We start from the raw sequence: 12,953 nt of genomic DNA, 5'->3' as shown, positions 1-12,953 counted from the left end.
CCCCTGCCACATCGGCAGCTCGAGCTCGATCAGCGCCAGCGCCGCATCGGCCCAGGCCTCGACGTCGATCAGGCGCATGATGCGTGCGGGGCGTTCGCCTTGGCCGAGCGTGGGGACACGCCGGCAGGCGTGCGCGATGATGTCGAGCATCAGCGGCCGGGTCATCGCCGGTGCCGCGCGGAGCTGCTGGTCGAGGGAAGGTGGGGCGAGGCGTCGGAGAGCGGCGGTCATGTCAGGCCTCCTGGAGTTGGCGTCGGTCAGTCGGCCGGCCTTGCCAGGATGGCGGGCAGTGCATTTGAAAACGAGATGGGGAAGCGGGGGGAGATATAGGGATTTCATAAGTGGCGCGTGGGTGGGCGAGGGGCGCAATCGCCCCATTCTCCGCTGTCATCCCCGCGCGCGCGGGGATCCATAACCACAGGCAGTAGCTGAGGCGCAAATCAGGTCACTCCGAGTCCTCGCCCAACCTCTCCCTGTGGCTATGGATCCCGGATCTGCGCTGCGCTTGTCCGGGACGACGGGGGTTGTCTTCCGATCTCGGCCCGCGCCGGCCTTTATGAGATTCCTATATCTTCGCCATAGCCCTCATCTCGAAAACCTATGTCCGGGGTGGCACTTCAGCACGGTCGAGAATCCCGGCTGTCGCCCGTGGAAATGCGTTCCATTTCCGGCGCGAGCCGCCGGGTCACCGTGAGAAAGTTGCGCCGGATCTGACGGCGCAATGAGGAGTATCGCCATGATGGACATCCTGATGCTGGCGCTGGGCTTCGTCTTCTTCGCCCTCGCGATCGGCTACACCTACGCCTGCGAACGGCTGTGACGGAGCAAGCCATGATCTTCGATTATGCGCTCGCCGGTGCCGTCTCGTTCGGTCTGCTGGTCTACCTCACCTATGCGCTGCTGCGGCCCGAGCGGTTCTGACCCGTGCTGCTGCTCGTCGAATTGCTGCTGGCGGACGCGGTGCTCGTCGCCTGCCTGCTGACGGTGCTCCTGCCGCTGTTGCGGGCAAAAAGTCTGAAGGATTGCACCAAGCCTGAAGGGTTGATTCCATGACTGTGATCGGTTGGCTCCAGATCATTCTGTTCTGCGCCATTATTGTTGCGCTGACCAAGCCGCTCGGCTGGTACATGACGCGTGTGTTTGGCGGCGAGCGGACGTTCCTGTCGCCGGTGCTGCGCCCGATCGAGGCCGGCATATACTGGATCTCCGGCGTCGACGAGAAGCGCGAGCAGCATTGGCTGACCTACACGGTCGCCATGCTGCTGTTCCATGTCGGCGGCTTCCTCATCATCTACGGCGTGATGCGGCTTCAGGCCGTGCTGCCCTTCAATCCGGCCGGGCAGGGCGCGGTCGCTGAGGATCTTTCCTTCAACACCGCGGTCTCCTTCATCACCAACACCAACTGGCAGAACTACGGCGGCGAGAGCACGCTGTCCTATCTCGTCCAGATGCTCGCCCTGACGCATCAGAACTTCCTGTCGGCGGCAACCGGCATCGCGCTGGCGATGGCCCTGATCCGCGGCTTCTCGCGCGCTTCGATGCGCACGGTCGGCAATTTCTGGGTCGACGTGACCCGCTGCACGCTCTACGTGCTGCTGCCGATCTGCGTCGTCTACGCGCTGTTCCTGGTCTGGCAGGGAATGCCGCAGACGCTCGGCCCATATATCGAGGCGACCACGCTCGAAGGCGCCAGGCAGACCATTGCGGTCGGCCCGGTCGCTTCCCAGGTGGCGATCAAGATGCTCGGCACCAATGGCGGCGGCTTCTTCAACGCCAACGCCGCGCACCCGTTCGAGAATCCGACCGCGCTGTCGAATTTCGTGCAGATGCTGTCGATCTTCGCGCTCGGCGCCGCGATGACCAACGTGTTCGGCCGTATGGTCGGCAACCAGCGCCAGGGCTGGGCGATCCTGTCCGTGATGGGCGTGCTGTTCGTCGCAGGCGTCGCCATCACCTATTGGGCGGAGGCCAATGGCACCTCGACCATGCATGCGCTGGGCCTGACCGGCGGCAACATGGAGGGCAAGGAGGTTCGCTTCGGCATCGTCGCGTCCTCGCTGTTCGCCGTCGTCACCACGGCCGCTTCGTGCGGCGCGGTCAACGCCATGCATGACAGCTTCACCGCGCTCGGCGGCATGATCCCGCTGATCAACATGCAGCTCGGTGAGATCATCATCGGCGGCGTCGGCGCCGGCCTCTATGGCATGCTGCTGTTCGTCGTGCTCGCGATCTTCGTGGCGGGGCTGATGGTCGGCCGCACGCCGGAATATGTCGGCAAGAAGATCGAGGCACGCGAGGTCAAGATGGCGATGCTCGCGATCCTGGTGCTGCCGCTGATGTATCTCGGCTGGACCGCGGTCGGCGTGGTCTATCCGGCGGCGGTCGCCTCGATGGCCAATGCCGGCCCACACGGCTTCACCGAGGTGCTCTATGCCTTCACCTCGGCGACCGGCAACAACGGCTCGGCCTTCGCGGGCCTCACCGGCAACACGCTGTTCTACAACCTCACGCTGGCAAGCGCGATGTTCGTCGGCCGCTTCTTCATGATCGTCCCGGCGATGGCGATTGCGGGCTCGCTGGCCGCCAAGAAATCCATCCCGCCGTCGGCAGGCACCTTCCCGACCACGGGCGGGCTGTTCGTCGGCCTCGTCGTCGGCGTGATCCTGATCATCGGCGGCCTGACCTTCTTCCCGGCACTCGCGCTCGGCCCGATCGTCGAGCATCTGGCGATGAACGCTGGCAACCTCTTCTGATTGTCTGGAGTGACCTCCATGGATACGATGAAACTGCAAAAGCGTGCTGCCGTCTCGGCAATGCTCGATCCGAAGATCGTGCTGCCGGCGATCCGCGCCTCCTTCACCAAGCTCGATCCGCGGCTGATGGTCAAGAACCCCGTGATGTTCGTGGTCGAGGTCGTGGCCGCGCTGACGACGGTGATCTTCCTGCGCGACGTCGTCGCGGGCGGCGCTGGCCTCGGCTTCACCTTCCAGATCATCGTCTGGCTCTGGTTCACGGTGCTGTTCGCCAATTTCGCCGAAGCGGTGGCCGAAGGCCGCGGCAAGGCGCAGGCTGAATCGTTGCGCAAGACCCGCACCGAGAGCCAGGCCAAGCTGCTGACCGGCGCCGGCCAGGACTTCAATCTCGTGCCGGGGACCAGCCTCAAGGTCGGCGACATCGTGCTGGTCGAGGCCGGCGACACCATTCCCTCCGACGGCGAGGTGATCGAGGGCGTCGCGTCCGTGAACGAGGCCGCCATCACCGGCGAGTCCGCGCCCGTCATCCGCGAATCCGGCGGCGACCGTTCCGCGGTGACCGGCGGCACGCAGGTGCTGTCCGACTGGATCCGTGTCCGCATCACGGCGGCGCAAGGCTCGACCTTCATCGACCGCATGATCAAGCTGGTCGAAGGCGCCGAGCGGCAGAAGACGCCGAACGAGATCGCGCTCAATATCCTGCTCGCCGGTCTCACCATCATCTTCGTGTTCGCAACCGTGACCATTCCGAGCTATGCGGCCTATGCCGGCGGCTCGATCTCGGTGATCGTGCTGGTCGCGCTGTTCGTGACGCTGATCCCGACCACGATCGGCGCACTGTTGTCGGCGATCGGGATCGCCGGCATGGACCGCCTGGTGCGCTTCAACGTGCTGGCGATGTCCGGTCGCGCCGTCGAGGCCGCCGGCGATGTCGACACGCTGCTGCTGGACAAGACCGGCACCATCACGCTCGGCAACCGGCAGGCGACGGCGTTTCGCCCGGTGCGCGGCGTGACCGAGCAGGAGCTCGCCGACGCAGCCCAGCTCGCTTCCCTCGCCGACGAGACGCCGGAAGGCCGCTCCATCGTGGTGCTGGCGAAGGAGAAATACGGCATCCGCGGCCGCGACATGGCGGAGCTCGGCGCCACCTTCATTCCGTTCACGGCGCAGACCCGCATGAGCGGCGTCGATGCCGGCGGCTCGTCGGTGCGCAAGGGCGCGGTCGATGCGATGCTCAGCTATGTCGGCGGCGGCGCGCAGCTGGCGGTTGCTTCTGGCAACGCGGCGCGCGCCATTCAGCCCAGCGGGCTCTCTGAGATCGGCCGCGAGATACAGACCATCGCGGATGAGATCGCCAAGGCCGGCGGCACGCCGCTGGCGGTCGCGAGGGACGGCAAGCTGCTCGGAATCATCCAGCTCAAGGACATCGTCAAAGGCGGTATCCGCGAGCGTTTTGCCGAGCTGCGCCGCATGGGCATTCGCACCATCATGATCACCGGCGACAACCCGATGACGGCGGCTGCCATCGCAGCGGAGGCAGGGGTCGACGACTTCCTGGCGCAGGCAACCCCCGAGGACAAGCTCAAGCTGATCCGCAACGAGCAGGCCAAGGGCAAGCTGGTTGCGATGTGCGGCGACGGCACCAACGACGCCCCGGCGCTTGCGCAGGCCGACGTCGGTGTCGCCATGAACACGGGTACGCAAGCTGCCCGCGAGGCCGGCAACATGGTCGACCTCGACTCCAACCCGACCAAGCTGATCGAGGTCGTCGAGATCGGCAAGCAGCTCCTGATGACGCGCGGCGCGCTGACGACGTTCTCGATCGCCAACGACGTCGCAAAATACTTTGCGATCATTCCGGCGATGTTCCTGGCGTTCTACCCCCAGCTCAACGTCCTCAACGTCATGAATCTGTCGAGCCCGCAGAGCGCCATCCTGTCGGCGATCATCTTCAACGCGTTGATCATCATTGCGCTGATCCCGCTCGCGCTGAAGGGCGTCGCCTATCGCGCCGTCGGTGCCGGCGCGCTGCTCCGGCGCAACCTCTTGATCTACGGCCTCGGCGGCATCGTCATTCCCTTCATCGGTATCAAGGCGATCGACCTCGTCGTCGTTGCTTTACACCTGGCTTGACCGTCCCCGCGCGGTGCAAGGCGCCGCGCGCCATGACGAAGACTTAGGAGACCAACATGCTCAGAGAAATCCGCCCCGCCATCGTCCTCTTGCTGGTGCTCACCGCCATCACCGGCCTTGCCTATCCGCTGGCGATGACGGCCATCGCCGGCGCGCTCTTCCCGGCGCAGGCTCAAGGCAGCCTGATCGAGAAGGACGGCAAGGTGATCGGCTCCGCCCTGATCGGGCAGGAGTTCAGGGACAACAGATACTTCCACGGCCGTCTCTCGGCGACGGTGGCGCCCGACCCGAACGATCCGACCAAGACGGTGCCGGCGCCGTACAACGCCGCCAATTCCGGTGGCTCCAACCTCGGCCCGACCAGCAAGGCGCTGGCCGACCGGCTCAGGGAAGATGTAGACAAGCTCAAGGCTGAGAATCCGAACGCTGCCGTGCCGGTCGACCTGGTGACAACCTCCGCCAGCGGCCTCGATCCTGATATCTCGCCGGAAGCGGCGCAATTCCAGGTGCCGCGCGTGGCCAGGGCGCGGAATATGCCGGAGGATCAGGTCAAGCAGATCGTGACCGCCAATACCGAAGGCCGCTTGTTCGGTCTGATTGGCGAACCCAGGGTTAACGTTCTGGCACTGAATCTCTCGCTGGATCGCGCCGCCGCCAGGTAGCGGTCTAGGCTCGCGTCACGCAGATGATTATATTGGCAAAATGGTCCGAGAGCGCCGCGATCCCGAACAACGTCCGTCGCCCGAGGCGCTGCTGGAAGCGGCGCGGCGGGAAGGGAGCGCGAGCGGCAAGCTGAAGGTTTTCGTCGGCGCCGCCCCCGGCGTCGGCAAAACCTACGAGATGCTGCAAAGCGCCCACGCCAAGCGCAAGGCCGGCATCGACGTCGTGGTCGGCTTCGTCGAGACCCACGGCCGTGCCGAGACCGAGGCGCTGGTGCGCGGGCTCGAAGTGGTCCCGCGCAAGCGGCTCGACTATCGCGGGCAGATCGTCGAGGAGATGGATCTCGATGCGGTGATCGCGCGCCGGCCGCAGATCGCGTTGGTCGACGAGCTCGCCCACACCAATGCGCCCCTTTGCCGCCATCCCAAGCGCTATCTCGACGTCGAGGAATTGCTGTCCCACGGCATCGACGTCTACACCGCCGTCAACATCCAGCACATCGAGAGCCTGAACGACGTCGTCGCCCAGATCACCCATGTCAGGGTACGCGAGACCGTGCCGGACTCGGTGTTCGATCGCGCCGACGCGATCGAGCTGATCGACCTCACGCCCGACGATTTGATCCAGCGCCTGAAGGAGGGCAAGGTCTATGTGCCCAAGCAGGCCGAGCGTGCGCTGGAGCACTATTTCTCGCCGGGGAACCTGACGGCGTTGCGCGAGCTCGCTTTGCGCCGCACGGCGGAGCGGGTCGACGAGCAGCTCCTCAATCACATGCAGGCCAATGCGATTCCCGGGCCCTGGGCCGTCGGCGAGCGCATTCTCGTCTGCGTCAGCGAGGATCCGCGCGCCGCCGGTCTCGTCCGCTACACCAAGCGCCTGGCGGACCGGCTGCATGCCCCTTTCACCGCGGTTTCGATCGAGACGCGGCGATCGCTGCAATTGTCCGATGAGCAGCGCGACCGGCTGGCCGATACGCTGCGGCTCGCGGAATCGCTCGGCGGCGAGGCGTTGACCATTCCGGCGGTCGGTCGCCGCATCGCCGACGACGTCGTCAATTTCGCGCAAGGCAACAACGTCACCCAGATCGTGATCGGCAAGTCGACCCGCTCGCGCTGGTTCGAGATGACACGCGGCTCGGTCGTCCATGATCTGGTTCGCCGCGCGGGCAACATCACGGTTCATGTCATCGCCGGCGACGAGCTGCCGGGCGAGGGGGCGCCCAAGACGGCGGTGCAGACCGCCGTGCGGTCCGAGCCGTTCAATCCGTTGCCTTATCTGAAGGCGCTCGGCATCGTGCTGATCGGCCTTGGCGCCGCCGAGCTGATTCAGCCGCGGTTCGGCATCGAGAACGTCGACCTCGTGCTGCTGACGGCGGTGGTGGCGGTCGCGGTCCGCTACGGACTATGGCCGTCGCTGCTGGCGACTGTCGCGGCCTCGCTCTGTTACAATTTCTTCTTCCTGCCGCCGATCCACACCTTCACGATCACCGACCCGACCAACGTCGCCGCCTTCGTGCTGTTCATGGTCGTGGCCATACTCGTCTCCAACGTTGCGGCGCGCGTGCGCACCCAGGCCGATGCCGCCATCGGCCGGATCAGGATGAGCGAGCAGCTCTACGCCTTCAGCCGCAAGCTCGCCGGCACCGCAACGCTCGACGACGTGCTGTGGGCGACGGCCTACCAGATCGCGTTGATGCTGAAAGTCCGGGTGGTTTTGCTGCTGCCGGAAGCAGGTCTGCTCACGGTGAAATCCGGCTATCCGCCCGAGGACGAGCTCGATCAGGCCGATCTCGCCGCCGCCAACTGGGCCTGGAGCAACGACCGCCCCGCCGGCCGCGGCTCGGACACGCTGCCGGGTGCAAAACGGCTGTTCCTGCCGATGCGCACCGGGCGCGGCCCGATCGGGGTGATCGGCATTGACGACGACCGCACCGGTCCGCTGCTGACGCCGGACCAGCGCCGCCTGCTCGATGCGCTGGTCGACCAGGGCGCGCTCGCGATCGAGCGCGTGCTGCTGGTCGAGGACATGGACCGCGTCAAGCGCACCGTCGAATCCGAGCGGCTGCGCTCGGCGCTCCTGACCTCGATCTCGCACGATTTAAAGACGCCGCTCGCCTCGGTGCTGGGGGCGGCCTCCACCATGCGCGATCTCGCCGGCGCGCTTTCCGACACCGAGAAGCGCGACCTGCTCGCGACCGTGATCGACGAATCCGAGCGGCTGAACCGCTTCATCGCCAATCTGCTCGACATGACCAAGCTCGAGTCGGGTGCCGTCGTGCCCAACGCGGCGCTGCACGATCTCGGTGAGATCGTGGGCAGCGCGCTGCGGCGTGCAGCCAAGATTCTCACCGCACACGAGGTCGAGCTGGTGCTGGCCGCCGATCTGCCGATGCTGCAGCTCGATGCGGTGCTGTTCGAGCAGGTGCTGTTCAACCTGCTCGACAACGCTGCGAGATATTCGCCACCCGAGACCACAATCTCGATCCGCAGCCGGCGTGACAGCGATCATGTCGTGCTCGAGATCGCGGACGAGGGGGCCGGCATCCCGCCTGATGAGCTCGAGAGCGTGTTCGACAAGTTCTACCGCGTTCAGAAAGGCGATCACGTCCGTCCCGGCACGGGGCTCGGGCTCGCCATCTCGCGCGGCTTCGTCGAGGCGATGCGGGGCACGATCTCGGCCGCCAACCGCAGCGACCGCAGTGGCGCTGTCCTCACCATCCGTCTTCCCGTTCCGGCAGAGAGCCGCGCATTGGATACCGCCGCATGAGCGCTGCCCCGATCAAGGTCCTGGTCATCGACGACGAGCCGCCGATCCGCAAATTGCTGCGGATGGGGCTGACGACGCAAGGCTATGAGATCCTGGAAGCGTCGAACGGCAAGATCGCACTGGAGAAGCTCGTCGAGGAGCCGGCGCTGATCATCCTCGATCTCGGTCTGCCCGACGTGCAGGGACACGAGCTGCTGCGCACCATCCGCGCACGCAACGAAGGCGTGCCGATCGTGGTGTTGTCGAGCCGTGGCGACGAAGCCGGCAAGGTACAGGCGCTCGATCTCGGCGCCGACGATTATCTGACCAAGCCGTTCGGCATGGACGAGCTGCTGGCCCGCCTGCGCGCGGCGCTGCGGCACCAGCTCCAGGTCCAGGGCGAACGCCCGGTGTTTCGCAGCGGTGATCTCTCGGTCGATCTCGTGCGCCGCATCGTCAAGGTCGGCGAGCGCGAGGTGAAGCTGTCGCCGAAGGAATACGACCTCCTGCGCGTGCTGGTGCAGCACGCCGGCAAGGTGCTCACCCACCGCTTCCTGCTGAGGGAGCTCTGGGACGAATTGACCGACGCGCAATACTTACGCGTCTATGTCCGCCAGCTCCGCCAGAAGATCGAAGCCGACCCGGAGCGGCCGCAATTTGTGCTAACCGAGACGGGGATCGGGTACCGGTTGAAGGCGGGGGATTAGGCTCCGACTTCGACAGCCCGTAGGGTGGGCAAGGGGCAAAGCGCCGTGCCCACCATTCTCGCGATTTTGATAAAGGTGGTGGGCACGCTCCGCTTTGCCCACCCTACGATATCGAGTGTCGGGCGAGCGATCCCCTCAACCCGCCTTCCGATGTCGCGCCGTGGACCGATGCGTCTTCTTCGCGGCCCGCTGCCGTCCAGTTGCCCGCCGCGCATGCGACTTCGCGGCCGTCTTCTTGCCGCCACGTCCTTTCAGGCTCTGCTTCAGCGCATCCATCAGGCTGACGACGTTGCTGGGGCGCTCCTCGGGCTCCGGCAGCTCGATCTTCTTGCCGCTGGCCTTGCGTTTCACCAGCGCCTTCAGCGCGTTCTCGTACTCGTCCTTGAACTTGCCGGGGTCGAAATGGGCGGCCTTGGTCTGGAGAATGTGGCCCGCGAGCTCGACCATGTCCTTGGTGATCTTCGGGCTCTTGATGTCTTCGAAGAACTGGTCCTCGTCGCGCAGTTCGTAAGGAAAGCGCAGCGTGGTGCCGAGCAGGCCCTTGCCGAGCGGCTCGATCGCCATGATGTGCTCGCGGTTGGTGAGCACGATCTTGGCGAGCGCCACGCGCTCCTGGTCCTTCATGGCGTCGCGGATCACCGCAAAGGCATCGACCGCGGCCTTGCCGTCGGGTGCAAGGTAATAGGGATGGTTGAGGTAACGCTGGTCGATCTCCTCGCTCGGCACGAAGCTCTCGATGTCGATGGTGTGGTTGCTCTCGATCTGGACCGCCTCGAGCTCTTCCGGCTCGATCTCGACGTATTTGCCCTTGCGCAGCTCATAGCCGCGGCCCTTCTGGTCGCTCTCGACGACATCGCCGGTCTCGGCATCGATCATCTGCTGCTTGAGCCGGTTGCCGGTCTCGCGGTTGATCAGATGAAACCGCGTCTTCTCGGCCGCCGTGGTCGCCGGATAAAGCACGACCGGGCAGCTGACCAGCGAGAGCTTCAACGTTCCCTTCCAATAGGCGCGCGGGGCCATTCCATTCTCCAGCGTTTTCAAGGCGTTTTGGAACCCCAACCGCCCCGCGGGGTTTTGGTTCCGGATGGGACTTTGGCCGTGATAGGCTTGAATCCCCGAAAGAGAAGCGGGACTGGTCGTGCTGCAAAAACTCTCCACTTACCGACAGAAGCGTGATTTCGAGAAGACACCGGAGCCGTCGGGCAAGACGGCGGTGACGCCGTCGAAGCAGCGGCGCTTCGTGATCCAGAAGCACGACGCGAGCCGGCTGCATTACGATCTCAGGCTCGAATTCGACGGCGTGTTCAAGTCCTGGGCGGTGACCAAGGGTCCCTCGCTCGATCCGCACGACAAGCGGCTGGCGGTCGAGGTCGAGGACCATCCGCTCGACTATGGCGATTTCGAAGGCACGATTCCGGAAGGGCAATACGGCGGCGGCACGGTGATGCTGTGGGATCGCGGCACCTGGGAGTCGGAAGATCCCGAACGCGGCTTCAAGAAGGGCGATCTGAAGTTCACACTGCATGGGGACAAGCTGCAGGGAAGCTGGGTCCTGGTCCGCATGCGCAACGACCGTACCGGCGGCAAGCGCACTAACTGGCTCTTGATCAAGCACCGCGACGAATTCGTCCGCGAAGGGGCCAAGAACGACATTCTCGACGAGGACAAATCGGTCGCCTCCGGCCGTGCGATGGAGCAGATCGCCGAGGGCAAGGGGCGCGCGCCAAAGCCTTTCATGCTGGCCAAGGGTGCCAAGACCAAGGCCGACGCGGTCTGGCAATCCAACCGGGCCGAGGAAGCGAAAGGGCAAACGGTCAAGCCGGCGCCACGTACGGCGTTGAAGGGCGGCAAGATCTCTAAGAGCGGGGCGGCGAAGAAGAAGGCCACAACTGCCACCAGTGGCAAGAAGGTCACCGAGATGCCGGACTTCGTGCCGCCGCAGCTCTGCACCTCGGTCGAGCGGCCGCCGGGCGGCGAGGGCTGGTGCCACGAGATCAAATTCGACGGCTACCGCGTGCAGCTCCGGGTCGAGGACGGCAAGGCGACGCTGAAGACGCGCAAGGGCCTCGACTGGACCGACAAGTTCGCCTCGATCGCGAACGAGGCGGCTGCGCTGCCGGACGTGATGATCGACGGGGAGATCGTGGCGCTCGATCACGACGGTGCGCCGAATTTCTCCTCGCTCCAGGCCGCGCTGTCGGACGGCAAGACTGAAGAGCTGATCTTCTTTGCCTTTGACCTCCTGTTCGCGGAGGATCTCGATTTTCGGCGTCTGCCGCTCGGCGAGCGCAAGGCGCGGTTGAAGCAGCTGCTGGGAGCGCGCAAGCGGAAATCGGCTCAGATCCGCTATGTCGAGCATTTCGAGAGCGGCGGCGATGCGGTGCTGCAATCGGCCTGCAAGCTCGAGCTGGAGGGCGTAGTGTCAAAGAAGCTGGAGGCGCCCTATCGCTCCGGCCGCACCGAGAGTTGGACCAAGGCAAAGTGCCGTGCTGGCCATGAGGTCGTGATCGGCGGCTACAAGACCACCAACGGCAAATTCCGCTCGCTGATGGCCGGCGTGCATCGCGGCGATCATCTTGTCTTCGTCGGCATGGTCGGCACCGGCTTCGGCGCGGACAAGGTCAAGCGCATCATGCCGTCCCTGAAGGCCATGGAGGCCAAGGAGAGCCCCTTCGGCGGCAAGAACGCGCCGAAGAAGAGCCGCGAGGTGCACTGGCTGAAGCCGGAGCTCGTCGCCGAGATCGAGTTCGCCGGCTTCACCGCCGACGGCAATATCCGCCAGGCCGCGTTCAAGGGCCTGCGGCAGGACAAGCCCGCCGAGGAAGTCGAGGCGGAGACGCCTGTCGACACCGAGCTCGCCGAGCCCACGCCCCGCAAGCGCGCGGCGAAGACAGCCAAGCGATCGAAGGACACCGGCACCGCCGAGGTGATGGGCGTCGTCATCTCCAAGCCGGACAAGGAGCTGTGGCCCGACGGCGGTGACGGCGAGGGCGTGACGAAGCTGGATCTCGCGCGCTATTTCGAGGCGGTCGGGACCTGGATGATCGAACATCTGAAAGGGCGCCCGTGCTCGATCGTGCGTGCGCCCGACGGCATCGGCGGCGAGACGTTCTTCCAGCGTCATGCCATGCAGGGCACCTCGAATTTGCTCGAGCTGGCCAAGGTCTCGGGCGATCGCAAGCCGTATTTGCAGATCGATCGCGTCGAAGGGCTGGCCGCCGTCGCGCAGATCGGCGGCGTCGAGCTGCATCCCTGGAACTGCGCGCCTGATGCCTACGATACGCCGGGCCGGCTGGTGTTCGATCTCGATCCGGCGCCGGATGTGGAGTTCGCCGATGTCGTCGAGGCCGCCAAGGACATGCGTCAGCGGCTCACGGACCTCGGCATGGAGAGCTTCTGCAAGACCACGGGCGGCAAGGGCCTGCATGTGGTGGTGCCGCTGCTTCACGGCGCGCGCGACAAGGTGAGCTGGAAGGAAGCCAAGGCCTTCGCGCAGGGCGTCTGCCAGTGGATGGCCGACGACGATCCAGAGCGCTATCTGCTCAACATGTCGAAGAAGCTGCGCACGGGGAAGATCTTCCTCGACTATCTCCGTAACGACCGGATGTCGACGGCGGTGGCCCCGCTGTCGCCGCGTGCACGGGCCGGAGCCACGGTTTCGATGCCCGTCACCTGGGCGCAGGTGAAGAGCGATCTCGATCCGAAGCGCTATACGCTGCGGACCGTGCCGGGCCTGCTGCCGCGGTCGAAGGCGTGGGAGGGCTATGACGATGCGGCCGCGTCGATCAAGGCGGCGATCAAGAAGCTTGCGGAGAAGATGAAGTAGGGTGGATTAGACGGCGCAGTCCCCGCTCCAGCCGCGACACTCGTAGGGTGGGCAAAGCGAAGCGTGCCACCACCTTCTTGTTGCGGCGAGGGAAGGTGGGCACGGCGCAAGAGCGCCTTTGCCCACCCT

Annotated in this window: 9 protein-coding genes and 1 pseudogene; 8 read left to right on the top strand and 2 right to left on the bottom strand. The window is 65.3% G+C overall.

What is annotated here, in order from left to right:
* A pseudogene (locus IC66_RS0138675) lies at window positions 1-231 on the bottom strand (hypothetical protein); the annotation flags it as partial.
* A gap of 600 nt (window positions 232-831) precedes the next feature.
* Here IC66_RS0138675 and IC66_RS47970 point away from each other — a divergent pair.
* Genes IC66_RS47970 through IC66_RS0138635 form a run of 7 tightly spaced genes read left to right on the top strand, consistent with a single transcriptional unit; the run spans window position 832 to window position 8,998 of the window.
* Window positions 832-921, top strand: coding sequence for a K(+)-transporting ATPase subunit F (locus IC66_RS47970; RefSeq protein WP_018641117.1), 90 nt, complete (start codon window positions 832-834; stop codon window positions 919-921).
* Between the two features lie 3 nt (window positions 922-924).
* Entirely contained in the window at window positions 925-1,053 is a 129-nt protein-coding gene (locus IC66_RS49045) for a hypothetical protein (protein WP_256379457.1), read from the top strand.
* On the top strand, window positions 1,050-2,753 hold the full coding sequence (gene kdpA, locus IC66_RS0138655; protein ID WP_038951116.1) for a potassium-transporting ATPase subunit KdpA: 1,704 nt from the start codon (window positions 1,050-1,052) through the stop codon (window positions 2,751-2,753). The genes IC66_RS49045 and kdpA overlap by 4 nt, the downstream gene beginning before the upstream one ends.
* Before the next feature lie 18 nt (window positions 2,754-2,771).
* Entirely contained in the window at window positions 2,772-4,886 is a 2,115-nt protein-coding gene (kdpB, locus tag IC66_RS0138650; protein ID WP_038951115.1) for a potassium-transporting ATPase subunit KdpB, read from the top strand.
* A gap of 56 nt (window positions 4,887-4,942) precedes the next feature.
* Window positions 4,943-5,548, top strand: coding sequence for a K(+)-transporting ATPase subunit C (locus tag IC66_RS0138645; protein WP_038951114.1), 606 nt, complete (start codon window positions 4,943-4,945; stop codon window positions 5,546-5,548).
* A gap of 40 nt (window positions 5,549-5,588) precedes the next feature.
* Complete coding sequence (locus IC66_RS0138640) at window positions 5,589-8,312, top strand: sensor histidine kinase (RefSeq protein ID WP_038951113.1); 2,724 nt, start codon at window positions 5,589-5,591, stop codon at window positions 8,310-8,312.
* Window positions 8,309-8,998, top strand: a complete 690-nt coding sequence (locus IC66_RS0138635; protein ID WP_028145683.1) for a response regulator — start codon at window positions 8,309-8,311, stop codon at window positions 8,996-8,998. The genes IC66_RS0138640 and IC66_RS0138635 overlap by 4 nt, the downstream gene beginning before the upstream one ends.
* A gap of 135 nt (window positions 8,999-9,133) precedes the next feature.
* On the opposite strand, the gene ku is transcribed toward IC66_RS0138635, so the two are convergent.
* Window positions 9,134-10,018, bottom strand: coding sequence for a non-homologous end joining protein Ku (ku, locus tag IC66_RS0138630; protein ID WP_038951112.1), 885 nt, complete (start codon window positions 10,016-10,018; stop codon window positions 9,134-9,136).
* A gap of 118 nt (window positions 10,019-10,136) precedes the next feature.
* Here ku and ligD point away from each other — a divergent pair, with 118 nt between their 5' ends.
* A complete protein-coding gene (ligD, locus tag IC66_RS0138625; protein ID WP_038951111.1) occupies window positions 10,137-12,824 on the top strand; it encodes a DNA ligase D in 2,688 nt (895 codons plus the stop codon).
* The last annotated feature ends 129 nt before the right edge of the window (window positions 12,825-12,953 follow it).

The sequence above is a fragment of the Bradyrhizobium genomosp. III genome (assembly GCF_000261705.1).
Lineage (GTDB): Bacteria > Pseudomonadota > Alphaproteobacteria > Rhizobiales > Xanthobacteraceae > Bradyrhizobium > Bradyrhizobium ottawaense.
This window is presented reverse-complemented; position numbering and strand designations above follow the sequence as displayed.

Bases quoted from the DNA above. Each gene is read 5' to 3' on its own strand.
- IC66_RS47970 (WP_018641117.1), top strand. From the start codon at position 832: ATGATCTTCGATTATGCGCTCGCCGGTGCCGTCTCGTTCGGTCTGCTG.
- kdpA (WP_038951116.1), top strand. From the start codon at position 1,050: ATGACTGTGATCGGTTGGCTCCAGATCATTCTGTTCTGCGCCATTATT.
- kdpB (WP_038951115.1), top strand. From the start codon at position 2,772: ATGGATACGATGAAACTGCAAAAGCGTGCTGCCGTCTCGGCAATGCTC.
- IC66_RS0138645 (WP_038951114.1), top strand. From the start codon at position 4,943: ATGCTCAGAGAAATCCGCCCCGCCATCGTCCTCTTGCTGGTGCTCACC.
- IC66_RS0138640 (WP_038951113.1), top strand. From the start codon at position 5,589: ATGGTCCGAGAGCGCCGCGATCCCGAACAACGTCCGTCGCCCGAGGCG.
- IC66_RS0138635 (WP_028145683.1), top strand. From the start codon at position 8,309: ATGAGCGCTGCCCCGATCAAGGTCCTGGTCATCGACGACGAGCCGCCG.
- ku (WP_038951112.1), bottom strand. From the start codon at position 10,018: ATGGCCCCGCGCGCCTATTGGAAGGGAACGTTGAAGCTCTCGCTGGTC.